The organism is Pseudomonas parafulva, assembly GCF_000800255.1.
Classification (GTDB): domain Bacteria; phylum Pseudomonadota; class Gammaproteobacteria; order Pseudomonadales; family Pseudomonadaceae; genus Aquipseudomonas; species Aquipseudomonas boreofloridensis.
Window position 1 is genome coordinate 5033793 of record NZ_CP009747.1, and the last position, 22778, is coordinate 5056570.

General features: G+C 67.3%; 18 protein-coding genes. 12 read left to right on the plus strand and 6 right to left on the minus strand.

Annotation, left to right across the window (positions count from 1 at the left end; all coding sequences use genetic code 11):
* Positions 1 to 214: 214 nt before the first annotated feature.
* Positions 215 to 5116, plus strand: a complete 4902-nt coding sequence (locus NJ69_RS21920; protein WP_039582979.1) for an alpha-2-macroglobulin family protein — start codon at positions 215 to 217, stop codon at positions 5114 to 5116.
* Positions 5117 to 5212: 96 nt separating this feature from the next.
* Here the strand turns inward: NJ69_RS21920 and NJ69_RS21925 are convergent, their stop codons facing one another.
* Positions 5213 to 5506, minus strand: coding sequence for a hypothetical protein (locus NJ69_RS21925; protein ID WP_039582982.1), 294 nt, complete (start codon positions 5504 to 5506; stop codon positions 5213 to 5215).
* A 59-nt stretch (positions 5507 to 5565) separates the two neighbouring features.
* On the opposite strand from NJ69_RS21925, the gene pbpC reads away from it, so the two are divergent.
* Positions 5566 to 7926: a peptidoglycan glycosyltransferase PbpC gene (gene pbpC / locus NJ69_RS21930; RefSeq protein WP_039582984.1), complete on the plus strand. Its 2361-nt coding sequence runs from the start codon at positions 5566 to 5568 to the stop codon at positions 7924 to 7926.
* 18 nt (positions 7927 to 7944) lie between these two features.
* On the opposite strand, the gene NJ69_RS21935 is transcribed toward pbpC, so the two are convergent.
* Both NJ69_RS21935 and NJ69_RS22555 read right to left on the minus strand, forming a co-directional pair.
* A complete protein-coding gene (locus NJ69_RS21935; protein WP_029613639.1) occupies positions 7945 to 8355 on the minus strand; it encodes a response regulator in 411 nt (136 codons plus the stop codon).
* Between the two features lie 48 nt (positions 8356 to 8403).
* Complete coding sequence (locus tag NJ69_RS22555) at positions 8404 to 8580, minus strand: Flp family type IVb pilin (protein WP_080754792.1); 177 nt, start codon at positions 8578 to 8580, stop codon at positions 8404 to 8406.
* A 284-nt stretch (positions 8581 to 8864) separates the two neighbouring features.
* Here NJ69_RS22555 and cpaB point away from each other — a divergent pair, with 284 nt between their 5' ends.
* Genes cpaB through NJ69_RS21975 form a run of 8 tightly spaced genes read left to right on the plus strand, consistent with a single transcriptional unit; the run spans position 8865 to position 16258 of the window.
* Positions 8865 to 9803, plus strand: coding sequence for a Flp pilus assembly protein CpaB (cpaB, locus tag NJ69_RS21940; protein ID WP_039582985.1), 939 nt, complete (start codon positions 8865 to 8867; stop codon positions 9801 to 9803).
* 17 nt (positions 9804 to 9820) lie between these two features.
* A complete protein-coding gene (locus NJ69_RS21945) occupies positions 9821 to 11065 on the plus strand; it encodes a type II and III secretion system protein family protein (protein WP_039582986.1) in 1245 nt (414 codons plus the stop codon).
* Positions 11062 to 12252: a pilus assembly protein gene (locus NJ69_RS21950; RefSeq protein ID WP_039582989.1), complete on the plus strand. Its 1191-nt coding sequence runs from the start codon at positions 11062 to 11064 to the stop codon at positions 12250 to 12252. Before NJ69_RS21945 ends, NJ69_RS21950 begins: the two co-directional genes overlap by 4 nt.
* Positions 12249 to 13505, plus strand: coding sequence for a CpaF family protein (locus tag NJ69_RS21955; protein ID WP_039583352.1), 1257 nt, complete (start codon positions 12249 to 12251; stop codon positions 13503 to 13505). The genes NJ69_RS21950 and NJ69_RS21955 overlap by 4 nt, the downstream gene beginning before the upstream one ends.
* The gene (locus NJ69_RS21960; protein ID WP_039582991.1) at positions 13502 to 14380 is read left to right on the plus strand and encodes a type II secretion system F family protein; all 879 of its coding nucleotides are present in this window, start codon (positions 13502 to 13504) and stop codon (positions 14378 to 14380) included. The genes NJ69_RS21955 and NJ69_RS21960 overlap by 4 nt, the downstream gene beginning before the upstream one ends.
* A 1-nt stretch (position 14381) precedes the next feature.
* A complete protein-coding gene (locus tag NJ69_RS21965; RefSeq protein WP_029613643.1) occupies positions 14382 to 15269 on the plus strand; it encodes a type II secretion system F family protein in 888 nt (295 codons plus the stop codon).
* Positions 15270 to 15278: 9 nt separating this feature from the next.
* Complete coding sequence (locus tag NJ69_RS21970) at positions 15279 to 15980, plus strand: tetratricopeptide repeat protein (RefSeq protein ID WP_080754793.1); 702 nt, start codon at positions 15279 to 15281, stop codon at positions 15978 to 15980.
* 17 nt (positions 15981 to 15997) lie between these two features.
* On the plus strand, positions 15998 to 16258 hold the full coding sequence (locus NJ69_RS21975) for a DUF3613 domain-containing protein (RefSeq protein ID WP_039582994.1): 261 nt from the start codon (positions 15998 to 16000) through the stop codon (positions 16256 to 16258).
* Between the two features lie 9 nt (positions 16259 to 16267).
* Here NJ69_RS21975 and NJ69_RS21980 read toward each other — a convergent pair whose 3' ends face one another.
* Positions 16268 to 17044, minus strand: a complete 777-nt coding sequence (locus tag NJ69_RS21980) for a response regulator transcription factor (protein WP_039582995.1) — start codon at positions 17042 to 17044, stop codon at positions 16268 to 16270.
* Between the two features lie 115 nt (positions 17045 to 17159).
* Positions 17160 to 17630 (minus strand): A24 family peptidase, encoded by a 471-nt coding sequence (locus NJ69_RS21985; protein ID WP_039583354.1) that lies wholly within the window; start codon positions 17628 to 17630, stop codon positions 17160 to 17162.
* A gap of 77 nt (positions 17631 to 17707) precedes the next feature.
* On the opposite strand from NJ69_RS21985, the gene NJ69_RS21990 reads away from it, so the two are divergent.
* Both NJ69_RS21990 and NJ69_RS21995 read left to right on the plus strand, forming a co-directional pair.
* Complete coding sequence (locus NJ69_RS21990) at positions 17708 to 18151, plus strand: TadE/TadG family type IV pilus assembly protein (RefSeq protein ID WP_039582997.1); 444 nt, start codon at positions 17708 to 17710, stop codon at positions 18149 to 18151.
* Positions 18148 to 20790 (plus strand): ATP-binding protein, encoded by a 2643-nt coding sequence (locus NJ69_RS21995; protein ID WP_039582998.1) that lies wholly within the window; start codon positions 18148 to 18150, stop codon positions 20788 to 20790. Before NJ69_RS21990 ends, NJ69_RS21995 begins: the two co-directional genes overlap by 4 nt.
* Here the strand turns inward: NJ69_RS21995 and NJ69_RS22000 are convergent.
* Complete coding sequence (locus NJ69_RS22000) at positions 20775 to 22736, minus strand: pilus assembly protein TadG-related protein (protein ID WP_039583000.1); 1962 nt, start codon at positions 22734 to 22736, stop codon at positions 20775 to 20777. The two genes, NJ69_RS21995 and NJ69_RS22000, sit on opposite strands and share 16 nt — an antisense overlap.
* Between the last annotated feature and the right edge of the window lie 42 nt (positions 22737 to 22778).

The following is a 22778-nucleotide window of genomic DNA, read 5'->3' on the forward strand; positions in this document are numbered from 1 at the left end:
CAGCCCCAATGCCAGCAATACGGATCTTAAGTGAACCGCATTACGGATCTGTGGGGCCTTGGCGGCGCCTGGGTGTATGGCCGGCGCATTGTAGCGGCCCGGCAACCAAATCGTGCGACCGCGGTCTCACTTGCCACTTGTCGAGAGGTCAACGCCTCGACGTTGCGCTATAGTTGCTGCCCTCATCACCCCGCTGCCGAAGAGTTCCCTTTCCATGTTCAACAAAGGATTGTTGCTGGCGTGCGCGCTGGCCTTGCTCAGTGCCTGTGATTCCTCTTCCAAGGACACCCCGGTGCCAGCCGAGAAGCCGGCAGCGACAGCACCGGCCGAAACCCGCGCGGCCAAACGTGAGGACCCGGCAGTGCTGGCCAAGCGCTACGCTGATCGCGAATTGGAGGTGCTGGATGTCTCCGAAGTCCAGGTCGACGGCGCCAGCGCCTTGTCGATCAGCTTCTCGGTGCCGTTGGATGCCAACCAGGACTTCGCCGCCAAGGTGCACCTGGTCGACACCGTCAAGGGCAAGCTCGACGGCGCCTGGGAACTCTCCGACAACCAGATGGAGCTGCGCCTGCGCCACCTGGACCCGCAACGCAAGCTGGTGCTGACGGTGGATAAAGGCCTGCTGGCGGTCAACGGCAAGGCGCTGGCCAGCGAGTCGGTCAGCCGCCTGGAAACCCGCGACATGCAGCCCACCGTCGGCTTCGCCAGCCGCGGCTCGCTGTTGCCCACGCGCCTGGCCGAAGGCCTGCCGGTGATCGCGCTGAACGTCGACAAGGTCGATGTCGAGTTCTTCCGCGTCAAGCCCGAGCAACTCTCCAGCTTCCTCGCCAACTGGGGCCGCAACAGCAGCCTGTATGCCTACCAGTCCAAGGAAACCCTGCAGATGGCCGAGCTGGTCTACAGCGGCCGCTTCGACCTCAATCCCGCGCGCAACACCCGCGAAACCGTGCTGCTGCCCATCGCCGGCATCAAGCCGCTGCAAGAGCCGGGCGTGTACCTGGCGGTGATGCGTGCCTCGGGCACCTACGACTATTCGCAGCCCGCCACGCTGTTCACCCTCAGCGACATCGGCCTGTCCGCGCACCGCTACCGTGATCGCCTGGACGTCTTCACCCAGGCGCTGGAAGGAGGCAAGGCGCTGGGCGACGTAACGCTGGAGTTGCACGACGAGAAAGGCAAGCTGCTGGCCCAGGCCAAGACCGACGGCAAGGGCCACGCGCAGTTGCCGATCACCGCCAAGGCCGACACCCTGATCGCCACCCAGGGCGTGCACACCACGTTGCTGCGCCTGACCACTGCCGCGCTGGACCTGGCCGAGTTCGACATCACCGGTCCACAGGCCAACCCCCTGCAATTCTTCATCTTCGGCCCGCGCGACCTTTATCGTCCGGGTGAAACCGTGCTGCTCAATGGCCTGCTGCGCGATCAGGACGGCAAGCCGGTCAAGGCCCAGCCGATCACGGTCGAAGTGCGCCGTCCCGACGAACAGGTCAGCCGCAAGTTCGTCTGGGAGGCCGACTCGAACGGTCTGTTCCAGTACCAACTGCAGTTGGCGACCGAGGCGCCGACCGGCCGTTGGCAACTGTTGCTGGATCTTGGCGGCGGACGCCAGCAGGTCTATGAGTTCCTCGTCGAGGACTTCCTCCCCGAGCGCCTGGCGCTGGAGCTCAAGGGCAGCAAGACACCGCTGAGCCCCGAAGAGACCGCCCGCATCCAGGTCAACGGCCGCTACCTCTACGGCGCGCCGGCTGCCGGCAACCGCCTCAGCGGCCAAGCCTATCTGCGCCCGCTGCGCGAGGCCGTGCCGGCGCTGCCCGGCTATCAGTTCGGTTCGGTGACCGAAGACGAGCTGACCCAGGACCTGGAGCTGGACGAAGTCACCCTCGACCAGGCCGGCAAGGCCACGCTGAACATCGAAAGCCGCTGGGCCGAGGCCCGTTCGCCGCTGCAATTGACCGTACAGGCCAGCTTGCAGGAGTCCGGTGGTCGCCCGATCACCCGCCGTCTGGAGCAGCCGATCTGGCCGGCCGAGCGCCTGCCGGGCCTGCGCGGTCTGTTCGACGGCGAGGAAACCGACAGTGACGCACCGGTGCAGTTCGAAGTGCTGGTCGCCGACCGCGACGGCAAGAAACTGGCCGCCGACGACCTCAAGGTGCGGCTGATCCGCGAGCGCCGCGACTATTACTGGAACTACTCCCAGGACGACGGCTGGAGCTACAACTACAACGAGAAATTCCTCACCCAGAGCGAGGAAGCCGTCAGCGTCAAGGCCGGTTCCACCGCCAAGCTGACCTTCCCGGTCGAGTGGGGCCCGTACCGCGTCGAAGTCGAAGACCCGCAGACCGGCCTGGTATCCAGCGAGCGCTTCTGGGCCGGCTACCGCGCCCAGGACAACGCCGAAGGCGGCGCTGTACGTCCCGACCAGGTCAAGCTGGCGCTGGACAAGCCGTCCTACGCCGACGGCGCCACGGCCAAGATCACCGTCACGCCGCCGGCCGCGGGCAGCGGCTACCTGATGATCGAATCCAGCGACGGACCACTGTGGTGGCAGGAAATCGACGTGCCGGCCGAGGGCAAGACCTTCGAGGTCGAGCTGGACAAAAAGTGGGCACGCCACGACCTGTACGTCAGCGCCCTGGTCATCCGCCCTGGCGAGCGCAAGGCCAACGCCACGCCCAAGCGCGCCGTCGGCGTGCTGCACCTGCCGCTCGACCGCGCCGAGCGCAAGCTGGCGGTCAGCTTGCAGGCGCCGGAGAAGATGCGTCCCAAGCAGCCGCTGAGCGTGAAGATCAAAGCCGTCAACGCCGATGGCAGCGTGCCCAAGCAGGTGCATGTACTGCTCTCTGCGGTGGACGTGGGCATTCTCAACATCACCGACTTCAAGACCCCTGACCCCTTCGCCAGCCTGTTCGGCCGCAAGGCCTACGGCGCTGACCAACTGGACATCTATGGCCAGTTGATCGAAGCCGGTCAGGGCCGTCTGGCCAGCCTGGCGTTCGGCGGTGACGCCGCCATGGCCAAGGGCGGCAAGCGCCCGAATACCACGGTCACCATCGTCGCCCAACAGAGCCTGCCGGTGACCCTGGACGACAAAGGCGAAGGTCTGGCCACGGTCGACATCCCCGACTTCAACGGCGAGCTGCGCCTGATGGCGCAGGCCTGGACCGACGAGCACTTCGGCATGGCCGAGGGCAAGACGGTGGTGGCCGCGCCGCTGATCGCCGAGCTGTCGGCGCCGCGCTTCCTGGCCGGCGGCGACCAGACCCGCCTGGCGCTGGACCTGGCCAACCTGTCCGGACGTGCCCAGCAGCTCGACGTGCAGGTCAGCACCGACGGCCAGCTCGACCTCACCGGGCCTGCGCAACAGAGCCTGAGCCTTGCCGAAGGCCAGCGCACCACGCTGATGATCCCGGTGCAGGCCCGTGGCGGCCTGGGCCAGGGCAAGGTGCAGGTGCGCGTCAACGGTCTGCAGTTGCCGGGCGAAAACGCCCAGGGCTTCGAGCGCGAATGGACCCTGGGCGTGCGTCCGGCCTATCCGGCGATGCTCAAGCACTACCGCGTGGCCCTGAAGGACCAGCCCTGGACCCTGCCGGACAACGACCTGGCCCAGTTCGAGTCGTCGGGCCTGGAGGCAACCCTGGCGCTGTCCAGCCGTCCGCCGCTGAACCTCGCCGAGCAGATCCGTGCCCTCGAAGCCTATCCCTATGGCTGCCTGGAGCAGACCACCAGCGGCTTGTACCCCTCGCTCTACGCCGATGCCGACAGCCTCAAGCGCCTGGGCATCAAGGGCGAGCCGGCCGATGTGCGCAAGCGCAAGATCGAGATGGGCATCGAGCACCTGCTCGGCATGCAGCGCTACAACGGCAGCTTCGGTCTGTGGAGTTCGGACAGCGAGGAGGAGTACTGGCTGACGGCGTACGTTACCGACTTCCTCTTGCGCGCCCGCGAGCAGGGCTACGGCGTACCCGCCGAGGCGTTGAAGAAGGCCAATGAGCGTCTGCTGCGTTACTTGCAGGAACGCAACCTGATCGAAGTCGACTACAGCCAGAACGCCGAGCACACCCGCTTCGCCGTGCAGGCCTATGCCGGTCTGGTCCTGGCGCGCAGCCAGCAGGCACCCTTGGGTGCGCTGCGCAGCTTGTTCGAGCGCCGCAGCGATGCCCGCTCCGGTCTGCCACTGGTGCAACTGGCGGTGGCGCTGGACAAGATGGGCGACAAACCGCGTGCCCAGCAAGCCTTGCAGGCGGGCCTGGCCATCGGTCGCGGCAAGGGCTGGCTGGCCGACTACGGCAGCGCCGTGCGCGACCAGGCGTTGATCCTGGCGTTGTTGCAAGAGAACAACCTGGCGACCGATCAGGTCGACCAGCGCCTGTTCGCGCTGTCCGACGAACTGGCCGCCAACCGCTGGTTGTCGACCCAGGAGCGCAACGCGCTGTTCCTCGCCGGTCGCGGGCTGCTGGGCAAGCCGGAAGGCAAGTGGCAGGCGCGCCTGGACAGCGCCGGCGAAGTGCGCGAGTTCGACAACGCCGACTCGGGCATGCTGCTCGACGGCCCGTTGCTGGCCTCGCCGCTGACCGTGCAGAACCAGAGCAGCGACACGCTGTACCAGCAACTGACGCTGTCCGGTTACCCGCGTCAAGCGCCTGCACCCAGCAGCAACGGTCTGCAGATCCGCCGCGAGTACCTGGGTATGAACGGCCAGAATGTGGACCTGCGTAACCTGCGCAGTGGCGACCTGGTGCTGGTGCACCTGGCGCTCAAGGCCCAGGAGTCGGTGCCGGATGCGCTGGTGGTGGACCTGCTGCCGGCGGGCCTGGAGCTGGAAAACCAGAACCTGGCGCAGAGCGCCGCCAGCCTGGACAACGCCAGCAGCGCGGTGAAGGAATGGCGCGAGTCGATGCAGAACGCCAGCGTGGTGCACCAGGAGTACCGCGACGACCGCTATGTCGCGGCGCTCAAGCTCGACGGCTACGGCACCACTCACCTGCTGTATCTGGCGCGGGCGGTGACGCCGGGCAGCTACCGCATCCCGCCACCGCAGGTGGAGTCGATGTACCGGCCTAACCTGCAGGCGGTGGGTGAGAGCCAGGGCGAGCTGGTGGTGCGCGGTCGTTGAGATCTGCGCAATATCGTCAGGCCACGCTGTAGGCGCTGTGGTTCATCCGCGAACATCGGCATTGCCGATGCCCTCGCGGATGAATGGCATGCCCTCTCAATGAATGATCCAGCTCAACACCCACAACCCCAGCACCAGCCAAATGATGCCCATCACGATCGACGCCCGCAGGAATGCACGGATCGCCGAATACAGCAGCATCAGCCCGACCACCAGGGCCAGGATGCTGACCAGCGAAGTGTCCATCCCCAAGGTACGCGAGAGACCGTCGATGAAATTGCCGCCGGCATTGGCCAGCAGGTTGAACAGGCCACTCATGAGGTCGACGATGAATTTGATCACCGCGCCCAGCGCCTGGCCCAGCCACTCGAAAAACCCTTCTACATGCATAGCTGCTTCCTGATGATCGTTCCCAGCCTTTGGCCATCGCCCGAGCGCGTCGGTTCCCAATGCCAGGCGCACGCATAGTGCGCGGACACACTCGCGCGGGCAAGGTGCTGCGCGCGATGCTGATCGCCAGCCTGCTGATGGCCGCCCTGCTGTGGCTGGCCGACCGTCTGTGGCCGCTGCCCATGCCGGGCGACGACCTGGCGCGGGTGGTGCTCGCCGAGGACGGCACGCCGCTGTGGCGCTTCGCCGACAGCGACGGTGTGTGGCGTTACCCGGTCAGCCCCGAGGAGGTCTCGCCGCTGTACCTGGAGGCGCTGCTGACCTATGAGGACCGCTGGTTCTACGACCATCCGGGGGTCAACCCGCTGGCCCTGGCCCGCGCCGCCTGGCTGAACCTGCGCGGCGGGCGTGTGGTGTCCGGGGGGAGCACCCTGTCGATGCAGGTGGCTCGCCTGCTCGATCCGCACGACCGCACGTTGCCCGGCAAGCTGCGCCAGCTCTGGCGCACGGCGCAGTTGGAGTGGCACCTGTCCAAGCGCGAGATCCTGCAGATCTACCTGGACCGGGCGCCGTTCGGTGGCACCTTGCAAGGCGTCGCTGCCGCCAGTTGGGCCTACCTGGGCAAATCGCCCAAGCACCTGACGCCCGCCGAGGCCGCGCTCTTGGCAGTGCTGCCGCAAGCGCCCAGCCGCCTGCGCCCGGACCGCCATCCCGCGCGTGCCCAGCAAGCCCGCGACAAAGTGCTGCAACGCCTGGCCGACTATCAGGTGTGGCCTGCGCAGCGCATCGCCGAGGCGCGTGAGGAACCGCTGCTGCTGGCGCCGCGTCAGGAACCGGCCCTGGCGCCGTTGCTGGCGCGGCGGCTGAACACGCCAGACAGCCCGCCGCTGATCCGCACCACCCTCGACGCCACCCTGCAACGCCGCCTCGAAGACCTGCTGCTGGGCTGGCGCGCGCGTCTGCCCGAGCGCACCTCGGCGGCGATACTGGTGGTCGAGGCGCAGACCATGGCGGTGCGCGCCTACCTCGGCTCCATCGACCTGAGCGACGAGCGGCGCTTCGGTCACGTCGACATGGTCCACGCCCTGCGCTCACCCGGCTCCACCCTCAAGCCCTTCCTCTATGGCCTGGCCATGGACGACGGCCTGATCCATTCCGAATCGCTGTTGCAAGACGTGCCGCGACGCTACGGCGACTATCGACCCGGCAACTTTTCCATGGGCTTCAGCGGGCCGGTGTCGGCCAGCTCGGCGCTGGCGCTGTCGCTCAACCTGCCGGCCGTGCAGTTGCTCGAGGCCTACGGGCCCAAACGCTTCGCCGCGAAGCTGCGCATTGGCGGCGTGCCGTTGGTGCTGCCGCCCTTGGCCGAGCCGAACCTGTCGCTGATTCTCGGCGGTGCGGGCAGTCGCCTGGAGGACTTGGTCGGTGGCTACGCCGCGCTGGCCCGTCAGGGCCGCAGTGCACGGATCCGCCTGCAACCGCAGGACCCGCTGTTGGAACGGCCGCTGCTGTCGCCCGGCGCGGCCTGGATCGTGCGGCGCATCCTCAGTGGACAGGCGCGCCCGGACCGCGATCCGCATGCCGAACTGGTGCAGCGCCCGCAACTGGCCTGGAAGACTGGCACCAGCTATGGCTTTCGCGACGCTTGGTCGATTGGCGTCGGCCCGCGCTACCTGATCGGTGTGTGGATCGGCCGTCCCGATGGCACGCCGGTGCCGGGCCAGTTCGGCCTGGCGTCGGCGGCGCCGTTGATGCTGCAGGTGCACGACCTGCTGAGCAACCGCGACCGCCAGCGCGGTATCGCGATGCCGGTGGAGAACGTGCCCGCCAGTGTCGGGGTGGCCGCGATCTGCTGGCCGCTGGGGCAGCCGATGAAGCGCCAGGATCCGCAGTGCCGCCGCCAGCGCTTCGCCTGGACCCTCGACGGCACCACGCCGCCGACCTTGCAGGCGGCCGACCAGCCGTTGGGCCTGGGCCTGCGCGAAACGGTCTGGGTCAATGAGCGCGGCCTGCGCGTCGATGCCCGTTGTACAGGCGCGCAGGCGCAGGACATCGCCCTGTGGCCGGCGCCGCTGGAGCCTTGGTTGCCGCGTGTGGAGCGGCGCAGCGCGCGACTGCCGGCGATCGACCCCAACTGCCCGCCGCAAGTACCGCCCAGCGCGCCGCCGTTGTCGATCGTTGGCGTACGCGGCGGCGATCACTTGCGCCGACCGTTGACCAGTCACGAGCCCTTGCAGGTGCAAGTGTCGGCCTTGGGTGGAGCAGGGCGGCGCTGGTGGTTCCTCAATGGCACGCCGCTGGGCGAGACCGAGGGTCAGGACAGCCTGGCCCTGCACCTGGAGCAGCGCGGGCGCATGGAGCTCAGTGCCCTGGACGAGAGCGGCGAGACCGCGCGGGTGGAGTTTCAGGTGGGCGAGTGAGGCCGTGCCTGGCGCCGCTCAGCGCCTGAGCGCCTGTACCGAGACCTTGGGGAACAGATTGTCCAGCGTTTCCAGCAAGCGGGCGTAGTAGATCGGCTTGCGGAACAGGTCGAGCACTTGCAGGCGCAGCAGGTCGCTGACGTCGTTGAGGTCGGCATGCCCGGACATGACGATCACCGGCAGGTGCTGGCGCGCGGTGTGATCGCGCAGACGCTGGATCAAGGCGATGCCGCTCTCTTCGGGCATGCGCAGGTCAGTGATGACCAGGCCCACGTCGGGGTAGCGGGTGAGCTGCTGCAACGCGACTTTCACCGAGGTTGCGGTGTGACAGGTGAAACCCTCGTTTTCCAGCAGCTCAGCCAACTCCAGCAAGGCGTCTTCCTCGTCGTCCACCAAGAGAATCTGCTGGCGTGAGGAAGCGTTCGGCATGATGGACTCCTGGTTGCCGTGGAGAAGGTCGCAAGGCGTCGATCACGCTCACAGGGCTCCTGAGATGGAGGTGAACAGGGCTGTGATCTTGGTCGAGATGGTCGGTACGAACGGCACCAGCACCACCGCGACCATCGCGGCGATCAGCGCATATTCGATACCCGACGCACCGTCCTCGCGGCGGATGAAGTTTTTCAAGTGTAGAAGGATCTGCTGCAATTGCATGGCATCGCTCCCTGCGCCCACGGCGCTGCTGTCAGGACGTGGCGGAATAACGTCCATTTGCCATCACAGGATTGCCAAGCTGACGCAGCCTGCAAATGTAAGAAGGTATTAGCACTAAAGTTTGAATCCCATTCGGGTGAGTTAACTGTCTGTTTTGCAAGCAGATGAATGCGAGTCGAAAAAAATCCGACCGCCGCTCATGGCGATTGATGAGCGCTGCGCTACCGTGCAATAGCGAAATAGTTCCTTTTTGCTAGCACGGGTCAACTCGCACGGAGGCGGATATGAGCAGTCGCACGACCCTGTTCCTTGCTCTGGCGTTTTTGCTCGCCGCCTTGCTGGCCGGATACTGGGGCCTGATGCTCAGTCGTCCCGCTGAGCTGCCCGATCCGGTCGAAATCACTCCTCCAGCGCCAGCCGCTGAAATCGTCTCGGCGCTGTCCGCCCCGGCCGCCGAACCCACCGGATCGCCGATCGTGGTGCTGCGCAGAGCACTGCCTGCCAATACGCCCCTGAGCGAAGACGACGTGCTGCTCGAGCACCTCCAGGTGGTACCGGCCGGTGCCTTCGAACGTTTCGACCAGGTGCTCGGGCGCAGCAGCGACCGGCCCTTGGCCGCTGGCAGTTGGTTGGCCGAGTCGAGCTTTCAGCGCGGTGGACCCTTGGCGCGGATGATCCGCAGCCACGAACGTGCCGTGACCCTCGGCGTGGACGAGGTGGTGGGCGCGGCTGGGCAACTGGACCCGGGCGACTATGTGGACGTGTTGCTGTACCTGCGTGAGGAAAACCGCAACCCGCAAGCGTCGGCGCAGGTGGTGTTGTCGGCACTGCGCGTGCTCAGTGTCAACGAGCAGGTGGGCCTGGCCAACGACGGTCAGCCCGCGCAGAGCGCTGAGCAGCAACAGGCCCGACGGGAACAGCAAGCGCCACGTGCGGCCAGCACGCGCACCGTGACCCTGGCCGTGCCCGAGGCCCAGGCCAGCCGACTGATGCTTGCCGCCCAGGTCGGCACGTTGCGTCTGGCCGTGCGCAGCGCCGACGAACAGCGCCTGGCGCACTACTGGGCCGATGTCGCGCCAGCGCCCCCCGCACCGTCCGCCGAGCCCCTGCGTTTCGACCAGCTGTCCCGTACCTCCGCGCCGGCCACGACGGCGCGCGCTGCTGCCCACGGCATGCAGATCATCCGCGGGGCGAAGACCACCCACGCCAACCAGACGCCATGACCAGGCAGGATGCAGCGATGCGATGTTCCGAACGCAGTCTCAAACAGGTCGGCACTGTGCTGCTGTTGCTGGCGGCGTTGTCAGCACCGGCCCAGGCCGCGCTGTCGGGCTGCGAGGCGGTCAACCGGTTACCGACGGTGATCGAGATCGCACAGGGCCAGCAGCAGGAGCTGCGTCTGCCGCTGGTCATCGGCCGGGTCGCGGTGGGCGAGCCGACGGTGGCCGATGTACAGGCCAGCGGCGAGCGTGCGGTGCTGCTGACCGGCGTCGGCGCGGGCAACACCACCCTGATGCTCTGGACCGCGTGCGCGGCCGCGCCGCACCGGGCGATGCTGTTCGTCAAGGGACGCGCCAGCAGCGACATGGACCCGGCCAGTGTGCTGCCATCCCAGGATGCCCAGTTGCCGAGCCAGGTGCAGGCCGACATTCGCTTCGTCGAGGTGCGCCGCAACAAGTACCAGGAAGCTGGCGCGCGGCTGTTCCTGAATGGGTCCAGCAAGAGCCTGTTCGGCTCGCCCGGCACCGCGCCTGCCGGCACGGCGGTGACGCCTGGCGCGGTGCCCATCGCCCGCCCGGCGATCCCGCTCGACGATGGCGTGTTCAACATCGTCTGGGGCAGCAGCAAGATCCTCGCGGCGATCAACGCCCTGGAAAACAGCGGCTTCGCCTATACCCTGGCGCGCCCCAGCCTGACCGTGCTCAGCGGCATGACCGCCAGCTTCCTGGCCGGCGGCGAGATTCCGGTGCCGGTGCCCAGTGCCGGCAGCGACAACATATCGATCGAATACAAGGAGTTCGGCGTGCGCCTGTCGCTGACGCCGACCGTGGTCAGCCGCGAGCGCATTCTGCTCAAGGTCGCCCCCGAGGTCAGTGACCTGGACTACTCCCGCCCGGTGGTCATCGCCGGCACCCAGGTGCCAGCGCTCAGCGTGCGCCGCACCGACACCAGCATCTCACTGGCCGATGGCGAGAGCTTCATCATCAGCGGCCTGGTGAGCAACAGCACGCGCTCTTCGGTGGACAAGTTGCCGGGCCTGGGCAACCTGCCGATTCTCGGCGCGCTGTTCCGCCAGTCCAGCGTGCAACGCGACGACACCGAACTGCTGATGATCGTCACGCCGCACCTGGTCCAGCCGTTGGCCGCCAATGCACGCCTGCCGGCGTTGCCCGGTGAGACCCTGCGCCGCTACGACCCCAGTTGGGGCCATTTGTTTTTCCAGGAAAAAGGCGACTTTCAAGGACAAGGGGGGTTATCCCGATGAACGACAGCCTCAATCCCACCTACCTGGCCATCACCCGCAACGAAGACGACCTGCACTGGCTGCAGGACGCCCTGGCGCCCCAGGGCCAGGTGATCGGTGCCAGCGCCGGGAGCCTCGACGAGTTGCTGGCGCTGGTCGATGTCACGTTCAGCAACCTGGTGTTCATCGGCCTGGACCGCGAGCAGTTGGTCGCCCAGTGCGCCTTGATCGAAGGCGTGCTGGAAGCCAAGCCGATGCTGGCGATCGTGGTCCTGGGCGATGGCATGGACAATCAGTTGGTGCTGCACGCGATGCGCGCCGGGGCACGCGACTTCGTCGCCTATGGCTCGCGGGCCAGCGAAGTCGCCGGGCTGGTGCGTCGGCTCGGCAAACGCCTGCCGACGGTCACCAACAGCCCGGCTCTGGGCGGCCTGACCGTGCTCTACGGCGCCCAGCGCGGCGCCGACGGTGCGCTGCTGACCAGTCATCTGGCGCGGGTGGTGCAGGACAGCGGCCAGCAGACCCTGCTGCTCGACCTCGGCCTGCCACGCGGTGACAGCCTGGCCTTGCTCGGCCTGGAGGCCTCGTTCCATTTCGGCGATGCGTTGCGCCACCTGCGCCGGCTCGACAGCACCCTGATCGACAGTGCCTTCACCCGCGACAAAGGCGGCCTGCGCCTGCTCGGTCACGCCGAGCACGACGAGCCCCTGGCGCAGACCAGCGCCGCCGAGCTGTACATGCTGCTCAGCGCGTTGCGCCAGCACTTCCAGCACATCGTCGTCAACCTCACCGGGCAGGCCGACAGCGAGGCACTGCGCACCTTGGTCAGTCACTGCGACAAGCTGATCGTCTACACCGACCAGAACATCCTCGACTGCCGTCGCAACCTGGACGTGCTCGACGCCTGGCGCGAGCGCGGCATCAAGCTGGAGCACGCCAGCCTGCTGGTCGATCGCTACCTGCGCAACGTCGCGCCCGACGCCGATGCACTGGCCCGACGCTACGCCCTGCCGCTGCTCAAGGTCATGCCCGACAGCCCCGAGGTGCGCCTGAACGTGAAGAATCAGGGCCTGAGCCTGTTCGAGCTGGCCCCACGGGAAAGCTTGACCCAAGCGCTGCGCGGCCTCGGCGAGCGCCTGGCGCGGCGCTCGGAAACCCTCGCGCCGCCGAGCCTGCTCTGGCTGCGCCGGCTGTGGGGCAGCCGATGAACGGCGACCAGCCCTTTGGCGGTCAACGCCAGGCGGGCGCCGATCCACACGCGCTCAAGCGCGCGCTGCACCGCTTCGTCATCGACGCCATCGAGGACAGCGGCCGCAACCTGCTCGAAGGCGCACGCCCCGCGCTGACTCCCTTCGTGCTCGAACAGGTGGCCGATTACGTCGGCCGTCTGCGCCTGGCACTGTCGCGCTACGAGATGGAGCGCCTGGCCGAGGAACTGGTGGACGAGCTGACCGGCTTCGGTCCCCTGGAGGTGCTGCTGCGCGACCCCAGCGTCACCGAGATTCTGGTCAACGGGCCGCACCGAGTGTTTGTCGAGCGGGCGGGACTGTTGCAGGAAACCGACCTGCGCTTCATCGACGCGCACCATGTCGAGCGGGTCATGCAGCGCATCCTGGCGCCGCTAGGCCGGCGTCTGGACGAGTCCTCGCCGATGGTCGATGCGCGCCTGCCCGATGGCAGCCGGGTCAACGCGATCATTCCGCCCGTGGCCTTGGACGGCCCGTGCCTGTCGATCCGCAAATTCCGCCAGGACATGCTCAAGAGCGCCGACCTGCTGGCCACCCGCGCCATCGACCAGGCCATCTTCGACTTCTTCGAGCGCGCCGTGGCGCGGCGCTGCAATATTCTGGTCAGTGGCGGCACCGGCACCGGCAAGACCACCTTGCTGAACATCCTCAGCCAGATGATCGCGCCGCGCGAGCGCCTGGTGACCATCGAAGACGTGGCCGAGCTGCAGTTGAATCATGGCCACGTGGTGCGTCTGGAAACCCGTCCGCCGAATGCCGAAGGCCATGGCGAGATCAAGCCCAGCGAACTGATCCGCAACGCCCTGCGCATGCGCCCGGACCGCATCATCCTCGGCGAGATTCGCGGCGCCGAGGTGCTCGATGTGCTCACGGCGATGAACACCGGGCATGACGGCTCGATGAGCACGGTGCACGCTAACAATGCCCAGGATGCGTTGTTGCGCCTGGAGACGCTGGTGGGGCTGAGTGGTCGGCAGATCGCCGAAAAGACCTTGCGGCAAATGATCTGCGCGGCCCTGGACGTGGTCATCCAACTGACCCGCCTGCCCGATGGACGACGCTGCGTCAGCGAGGTGCTGGAAGTGGTCGGGGTACGTGAAGACGTGTACGTGACCAACACCTTGTTTCGCCTGGACCGACGTGGCACCGACAGCTTCCTGCGCGAGGCCCTCAATCCGGCGGGCAGCAAGTTGCGCCAGGACGGCGTGCTGTGATCGGCCCGCTGCTGCTGACCCTGGCCCCGGCGTTGCTCGGCGCCGCCGTGCTGTTGCTGCGCCAGGTGCGCTACAAACGTGGCGAGGAACGCGCCCTGCGTCGCCTGGGGCGCGCCTGGCAAGCGCAGAGCGGCGCAACGCGGCGCGACTGGCTCGAGCTGAGGCTGCAGCGCGCCGGGCTCGGCGCTGCCGAATGGCCCGTGCGGCGAATCCTGCTGTTGTGGCTGGGACTGGCCCTGCTGGCCGCGCTGGTGATCGGTTGGCAGGTCGCGCTGCTGCTGTTGCTGGGGCTGCCCCTGGCCGGTTATCTGTACCTGGGCTGGCGCGCGCGTCGGCGCATGCGTCAGCTCATCGAGCAACTGCCCGGCCTGCTCGATGCCAGCGTCCGTAGCCTGAAGGCCGGACGAACCCTCAGCGATGCAGTGCTCGGCGGCATCGAGGGCACCCGTGAACCGCTGCACTCGACCCTGAGCAAAGTCCGGCGCAGCGTGCAATTGGGCGTGCCGCTGGACGATGCGCTGAGCGAGCTGGCCGAGCTGTACGACCAGGACGAGTTGCGGCTGTTCGCCCTGGGCCTGCGCATCAACCAGCGCCATGGCGGCAACGCCAGCGAGCTGATGGAGAACCTGATCCGCATGATCCGCGAGCGTGAGCAGGGTATCCGCCAGCTCAAGGCGATGACCGGCGAAACCCGCGTCACGGCGTGGGTGCTCGGTGCCCTGCCGCTGTTCATGGTCGGCTATTTCCTGGTGGTCAACCCGGCTTACTTGATGCAGCTCTGGCAGGACGCCAGCGGGCAAATGATGTTGCTGCTGGCGTTCGCCTTGCAGACGCTGGGTTGTGTGGTGCTGTGGCGCATGATGAGGAGCCTGTGACATGGCCTGGCTGATCTGCGCGTTGTGCCTGCTGATCGCCGCCGCGCTGCTGGGCCTGCAGGCCAGCCGTCAATTGCAGGCGCGCCATCGGGTCGGCCGCCGCCTGCAGGGGCGACTGGGGCGCGAACAGCGCCTGGGCGATCTGCTTCACGCCCTGGGCAGCAGTGGCCTTGGTCAGCGCCTGCAACGCCTGGATGGCGAAAGCCAAGGGTTGCTCGACCGCATCGGCTGGCGCCGCAGTCGCCAGCGTGCACTGTTCGCGGCCGCGCAGTTGGGCCTGCCGTTGCTGGCACTGGGGCTGGCCTTGCTACTGCAGCACGCGCTGCTCGGTGAGCAGACGCCGCACTGGCCGGTGCTGCCGCTGTGTGCATTGGTGCTGGGCTATCTGCTGCCCAAGCGGGTGCTGGCGTGGGCCGCTGCACGGCGGCAGCGCCGCATTGCCGAGGAGGTCAGCCAGATGATTGCGCTGCTGCGCATCCTCTTCGAGACCGGCTTGGCCGTGGAGCAGGCACTGCGTGTGCTCAGCGTAGAGGGACGCGGCCTGCTTCCGGAACTCAGCGAGGAACTGCGGCAGTTGTTGCAACGGGTGGATTCCGGCATGGCGCTGGGCGCGGAACTGGACAAAAGCGCGCGACTGCTGGCGGTGGACGAGTTCAGCGATACCTGTGTGATTCTCCAGCAACTGCTGGTGCAGGGCAGTGGCGCGATGAAGTCGTTGCAGGCGCTCAAGACCTTGCTCGACGACAGGCACCTGACGGGCTTGCAGGAGCGGGTGTCGAAGATGTCGGCAAAAATGTCGGCGGTGATGATGCTGTTCCTGTTCCCGGCCTTGCTGATCGTGCTGGCCGGGCCGGGTTTTTCCGCGTTGGCGCGGGCTTTGGGAAGCTAGGGAGAGGCGATGAAAGCGATGCTGATGTGGAGTTGCCTGGTGCTGCTGGGCGGGTGCGCGGCGCAACCGTCGCCAGGACTGGGCACGTTGTTCGGCGCAGGCGCATGCGCCAAACCCGACGCCGACCAGCAACTGGCGCTGAACCTGGCCGACGAGATGCTCAACGAAGGACGGCCCCACGCCGGCCTGGCGCACCTGGAGCAGTTGCCCGAGCGCCTCGATCCGGTTCGCCTGCGCAAGGCGCAGGTCTCGCGGCTGCTCGGGCGCAGCGAGGCCGAGCCCTTGTACCGCAGTCTGCTCGGCGGCTGTCTGGCCGCCCAGGGCGAGCACGGCCTGGGGCAGTTGGCGGCGGCCCGTGGCGATGACCTGCTGGCCTTGCAGCATTTGCAACGCGCCGTGCGTCTGGCACCGACCGATGAGCGGGTGCGCAACGACCTGGGCGTGGTGCTGATGAACCTGGGACGCTTCGAGCCGGCGCGCTTCGAACTGCTCACCGCCCTCGAACTGCAAGACGACCAGCGCCTGCCGGCGATCAACCTGGTGACGCTGGCGCTGGTGCAGGACGACTGGCAGCAAGCCAGCGATCTGGTGAGTCGTCTGCGCCTGGGACCGGAGCAGTTTGCCGAGGCCCAGGCCAGGGCACGGCAGGTCAAGTCGAGCGGGCGCGGTTCGCTTGCCGCGGCCAAGACCGCGGCTGACGTGGTCAACTGAGCGGTCGAGGAGGCGTGATGATCAGATACCTTGTGCTGCTCATCGGCAGTGTCGGTCTGGGCGTGGTGCTGGCGCAGGAACGGCCGCCAGCACCTGCCACCGAGACCGCCGCCGAAGCCTGGCTGCGCGTCCAGGCCAGTGGTACGCAGGCTTCAACGCGCGGCCAGGCGCAGACCGCGCAGGAGCGCGAGCGCGCCCTGCAGCGTTGGTTGGACAGCTACAAGCACCCCATTCCTCAGTACCTGCGCCGGCCCAGTGCGAAGACGGCGGACAACTGATGACGCTGGCTAATGGGCCGTGAAGCGCTGGTGCAGCGGTGAGGCACTGGGCGCCAGGGCCAGCGCCAGTTGCGTGCGGTTGTGCAGCCGAGTCAGACGCAGCACCTGCGACACGTAGAGTTTCACCGTGTTTTCGGTGATCCCCAGCTCGCAGGCGATCTGGTAATTGGTCTTGCCCTGGCTGACCAACAGGGCCACCTCCAACTGGCGCGGTGACAGCTTCTCGAACAGCGGCGGCAACTCGCCCGGCGCGTCCTCGACATCGTCGGCACGCCGGTGGGCGCCCTGGCCACGGGCCTTTTCCAGATCCTGGTACAGCGTGTCGATGGACTCGGCGAGTTCTTGCAGGCGCTGGTTGAGGTTGCCCAACTGCTGGAAGTTGCTGCGCCGCTCCAGCAAGGCCTGCTCCCCGCGTCGCAGGCCCTCGAGCAATTCGGCCATGTCCATGGGTTTTTGGTAGTAGTCGGAGAAGCCCTCGCGCAGGGCGCGGATCACATCCTGCTTGTCGGCGTGGCCGGTCAGCATGATCGCTTCGAATGTCCGCTGCTCGCCTGCGATGAGTTTGAGTGCGCGGACCAGTTCCACACCGTCCTGATCGGGCATGTGCAGGTCGCACACCACCAGGCCAATGGCTTCGTCGGCCGCGTAGCGCTCAAGGGCTTGGGCGGTGGAGTTCGCTGGCACGCATCCATAGCCTGCGCTCTCGAAGTACTCGCACAACTCCTCGACGATCATCGGTTGATCGTCGACCACCAACACTTTCACTTCACTTGCGCCTTTGTTCACGTTCAACTCCCTGTTGGTACGGATACCGCTCCGTGGCCATACCGGCCGACAACACGCGTGATGCCTTGCAGACACGCCAATTTTCGCGCCGCAGGAGTTTGGACCGCACGGTCATTTATTGGATCCATACAGATGTCAGGAGAAAGCCCGCCAGCACGTAGGGCGCGAAGGGTTGCTTGTCACCCATCTGTTCGGCCAGGTGCTGCAGGCGCCTTTTCACCTTGGGATTGGCCAGCGTCCACAACCGCCGACGGCAGATCAACCACACCAGGACGCTCACCCCAGCGCCGATGAAGGTGCCGAGCACATACTGCTGACTGGTGGCCAGGGCCAGGGCACCGAGCAACTTGACGTCGGCGGCACCGAAGCGGCCGAGCCAGTAGCCGGGCAAGGTCAGCAGCATCACGATGGCCAACGCCCAGCCGGCATCGCTGGCCTCTGCGCCGATCCAGCTCTGCCCGGTCACGAACAGCCACACCAGTGCACACGCGGCCACACCCAGGGTCAGGCTGTTGGAAATCTGTCGTTGGCGAACATCTTGTTCGGTGCACAAGGCAAGCCACATCAGAAGAACAATGCTGTGCATTTGGCAAATGGCCATCCATCTTCGTTGAACGGGTTCTATGCTGTCATTCAGGAATCATAGTCAGGGTAGACGCGATCATGCAGGCAAGCCCGGCACGACGGCAAAAAGGCGCGGCAGCCATCGAATTTGTCGCAGTCTTCCTGCTGTTCTTCGCAGTGTTCTACGGCTTGGTCAGCTATGCGCTGCCGATGCTGATGCTGCAGTCGTTTCATCACGCCAGCAGTGAGGCGGTGCGTCGCTGCGTGGCCTTGGACCCGGCCAGCAGCAGCCATGCGGCCGACGTGCAGACCCTGGCGCGCCAGGTGGTGGCCCGGCAACTGAGCTGGATGCCCGTTGCGCTGGATTTCCAGCCGGCCAGCGATGTGCGAGTGACCTTGAGTGCCGACAAGGTGCTGACCGTGGCCATCGACTACCCGAAACGCAAACTGACCCGCGTGCTGCCCTTGCTGGTGCTGCCGATGATCGGCGAGGTGCCGCGCTTGCCCCAGCGTCTGCACGCCGAAGCGAGCGTGCAATTGTGAGCGGGGCGTTCGAACGTTGGCTGGGCGGCGGCCAGCCGCTGGCGGGCGCGAGCGTGCCGGCGGTCGGCCTGCAATTCTGGCTGGACGAGCAGGGTGGTGTGCAGCACTTGGGCGGTCCATTGCGCGCACAGTTGCCGCCTGTGGCGCAACGCGCGGTTCGGGTGCAGGACGCGCTGTTGCCGCACAGCGCAGTGGTGCTCGAGGGCGCGCCTCAGGACTGGCAAGGCCAGCCATTGGATCTGGATTTTCCGACCGTGCAGGGACCGCCGTTGCGCACCCGTGGTTGGCTGCAACGCCAGGGCGCAGGCTGGTTGCTGCAGCTGTTCGATATCGGTGATCTGCTGGGTGCGCAGCAGCATCAGGCCGTGCGCGATGACGTCCAGCGGCTGGCCGTCGAGATCGGCCGTGCTGTACGCGAATGCACGGGCGAGCGTCTGCTGCCGGTGATTGCCCAGCAGTTGCAGCGCCTGGCCGAGCACTGGCAGGCCCGCGCGGTGCAGGTGTGGTGCCATGAGCAGGGCGATTGGCATAGCCACGCCGCGAGCGATCACCACTGGCCCTGGGCAGCGCAAGCGCAGGTACGGCCTTGGCTGCATGTCTTGGCGCAACAGGGCGATCTCGATGACCGCGCGCTGGCTGAACTTCAGGTGCTGTGTGGCGGCCTGCCGCTGCGGGTGCTGCCTTACCGAGAAGGCGGACAGGTCCAGGCCTGCCTGCTGTGCGTGGCGGCCGAGGCGCCGTTCGCCCAGGCGGCCAGCGAGGCGCTGGTGCAGGCACTGCTCGACCCGTTCCTGGCGCGCTGGCGCCAGCAGCACATGCAGCGCAGCACCGACCACTTGCACGATTTGCAGCGTCAACTCGGGGCCGGTGGCTGGCACTGGTCGCCGGACGGACTGCTAGAACTGGAGGCGGCCCTGGCCGAACGTCTTGGCCTGCCATGCGCCGTCAGCATCGAGCACTGGCTGGAGCAACTGCATCCGGCGGACCGCGAAGCGGCGCGGCTGGCGTTGCAGCAGGTGCGCGAGGGGCAGGCGCTGAGCCTGGACCTGCGCTTGTCCCAGGCCGACGCCCAGGGCGATACCCGCTGGCTGCACTGGGTCGGCGCGCTGCATGGCGGCCAAGTGCGCGGCGTAGTGCTCGACATCAGCGCGCTGAAGGCCCAGGAGCAGCAAGCCGGTGCTGCTCGCGCGCGCCTGGAAAACCTCATCGCCAGTTCGCCCGCCGTGATCTACGTGCAACGCTACGACGAAGGTGCGCTGCACAGCGCGTTCTTCAGCGCCAGCCTGGAGCCGCTGCTCGGCTGGCGCAGCGACGGCGAGCAGGTACGCCAGCCGGGGCTGGCGGTGCATCCGCACGACCGTGAGCAGTGGCTGGAGCGCACCCGTACGCTGCTGCGCGAAGGGCAGGTGCGCTGCCGCTATCGCCTGCGCGACCAGCTTGGCGGCTATCACTGGATCCTGGACGAGGCGCGCCTGCTGCGCGACGACCTCGGGCAGCCACTGGAAGTGGTGGGCTTGTGGCTGGACGTCAGCGACGCCACCGAGGCCGCCGAGCGCGTGCGCCAGAGCGAGGAACGCTACCGGGCGCTGGTCGATGACTCGCCGGCGATGATCTGCCGTTACCGGCCCGATCTGCAGGTGCTGTTCGGCAACCGGCCGTTGGCCGACTACCTGGAGTGCGCGCCGGACCAGCTCGCCGGGATGAACCTGGGCCGATGGTTGTCCGAAGGCGATCGCGAGGCGTTCGTGCAGCGCTTGGCCAGCCTGACCCCGGAGCAGCCGCTGAGCAGCGCTGAAATCTGCCTGCAACTGCCTGGGCGCGAGCAGGCCTGGTGGGTGTGGGCCGACCGAGGACTGTTCGATGCGCAGGGTCGCTTGCTCGAGGTGCAGGCGGTCGGACGCGACAACACCGAGGTACGGCGCAGTCAGCGGCAGTTGTTGCAAGGCGCCAAGATGGCCACGCTGGGCGAGCTGGCCACCGGGCTGGTGCACGAGATCAACCAACCGTTGAACGTGATGCGCATGGCCGTGACCAACAGCCTCAAGCGCCTGCACAGCGGCACGGCGGATGTGCCCTACCTGAGCGAAAAACTGCAGCGTATCGAGACCCAGGTCGAGCGTACGGTGCGGCTGGTGGAGCACATGCGCGTGTATGGCCGGCGCTCCGAGCTGGAGCGCCAGGCGTTCGTCGCCTGGCGCGCGGTGGACGGGGCCTTGGCGCTGCTGGGCGAAGGGTTGCGCGGCAAGGGCGTGAAGGTGCAGGCCGAGTCGCCTGCGTCGGCGTTGCAGGTGCTGGGGCACCCGGATCAGTTGGAACAGGTGCTGATCAACCTGATGGTCAATGCCCGCGATGCGTTGCTCGAACGTCGAACGCCGGCACCGTGCATTCGGCTTGCGCAGCAGCAGGTGGAGGGGCGCGTGTGCCTGCTGGTCGAGGACAACGCCGGCGGCATCGACCCGCGTCTGTTGGGGCGGATCTTCGAGCCGTTCTTCACCACCAAGCCGGCGGGGGTCGGCACCGGCCTGGGGCTGTCGGTGAGCCACGGCATCATCGAAGCCATGGGCGGCACGCTGGAGGTCGCCAATGCCGAGCACGGGGCGTGCTTTCGCGTGGTGTTGCCGCTCTACAACACCAGTTGAGCGCGGCCGCTGGAGCAACTGAGGTTGGCGCCCACCTCGGCGCCCACCAGATCGACGCCGAGCACTTTGAGTAGCGCATTGACCAGTGGGTCGAGCAACGGGCCGAGCAGGCCTCTGATCAAGGGTTCGACAATGGCCTTGACGCCGCCGAGCACGCTGGCCGCCCCGGCCAGCAGCTCGCCCAGGCCGCTGTTGCCGGAGGGCTTGTAGGCCTGCAGTTGGATGCCCTGCAGGGTGTCGGCCAGGCTGCTCACCACGCGGTCGTTGGCGTTTTGCAGCATCAGGTAGGCCGGCGGCTGACCGATGTTCGGCGGCAGGCTGTCCGGCCCCTGGAACACCAGCGTGCGCGCCTGCGCGCCGCTGCCGAGCACGGTGCTGTCGACCCGCAGGCCGATACCGCCCCCGACGAAGGGCACCCGCGGCTCGCACTCACCCAAGGGCAGCAGCAGCAGGCGTGTACAGCGCTTGCTGCCGATGTCGATCAGCGCCAGTGCCTTGATCGCTGTGGTGCCTTGGCTGAAGAACGCATCGGCTGAGGCGAATTGGCCGACCGCGATTTTCACGGCCGAGGTCTGGCTGCGCGTGGACAGGCGCTTGGGCGAGCAGCTGAAGGCATTCACGGCAGTGGGCGCGAAGCGGGTGCTGGCCTCGGCGACCTCCAGGCCGATGTCCAGGTGCAGCGTGCCGGGCACCAGTTTGATGTCGCTGACGGTGCAGGGAATGCCAATCAGGCACAGCACCGATTGCACGGTGCTGACCAGGTTGAGGCTGAGCAGATTGTTGACCACGTTGGTCAGCGGCGCGGCCAGGTCGAGCACGGCGTTGACCAGGCCGAACACGCCGTCGAGCACGGGCAGGTCGAGCGAGACCATCGCCCTGACCTGGGCCGTGTGCACCTGCAAGGTGTCGCGGCGAGGATCGCCGACCGCCGAGATCTGCTGCGGTTCGATCACGTTCAGGCGGACCCGGCCGTTGACCAGGCCCAGCACGTCGAGTGGCAGGTCGACGTTCACGGCCCGCTCGCGCGCCGCCAGTTGGATCACCCCTTGCACCAGTTGCAGCAGTTGCACGTTGGCGTCCAGCCCGGCCTGGGTGGTGCCGTTCTGGATGTCGAGGATATCGCCCAGGCGCAGCAAGGTGCTGTCGCCGCTGGCCAGGGCGACCTTACCCAGGTTGCTGGCCACCTCCAGCGCGGCGCCACCGCGTTGCAGCACCTTGACGGCGGCCTGCAACAGTTGCGTGGCGCTGGCGTTGGCATTGAGCAACTGCTGGTAGTCGCCGACCTTCACGCCCAGGTCCAGCGCCAGTTGGTCGAGGTAGCCGAGCAGCTTGATGTCGGTGTTGGCCAGCCCCCGCCAGCCGGCAAGCTCCAGTTGTGTGCCGCCACCCAGGGCGCCCAGCAGGCCGTTGAGCAGTGCCGACTGCCGGGAATCGACCGTGGCCAGGGTGGTGCGCAGGCTGAGCATGGCCTGGGGCGGGGAGGGCGCCGCCGCCACGGCCTGGGCGCGCAGGGTGGTAGTCGGCGGCAGGCGATTGCCCTGCAGCAGCGCGTGCACGCCTCCAGCGACGCTGCTGGCGACGGTGCGCGACACCTCCACGCGAATGGCGTCGTGGCGGTTGTCGTCACGGGTGAAGCGGCGCAGGTGGTCGTCAGCGCTCAGGACGTAGCCGCAGGTGGCCTGCAACGGGCCATCGGGCGCATGGCCGTTGCGGGTGGCGGCCGTGCGCGCGATGGCGCTGGCCGAGGGACCGCTGCCGGTGCACATGGCGAACTGCCCGGCCGCTTCCAGCGCCGCCATGTCGGCGATGCGCTGCAACTTGCGTTGCTCCAGGTAGAGACGGCCGCTGTCGACGACCAGCAACAGCATCAGCAGGGCCAGACCCAGGGTGATGACGGCCATCAGGCCGATCGCGCCGCGTTGGCGCGCAGCGGAAGTGGACAGCACGGGCACTCCTTTGCAGGCGGCGCGCCTTGCTTGGCGTGTGCG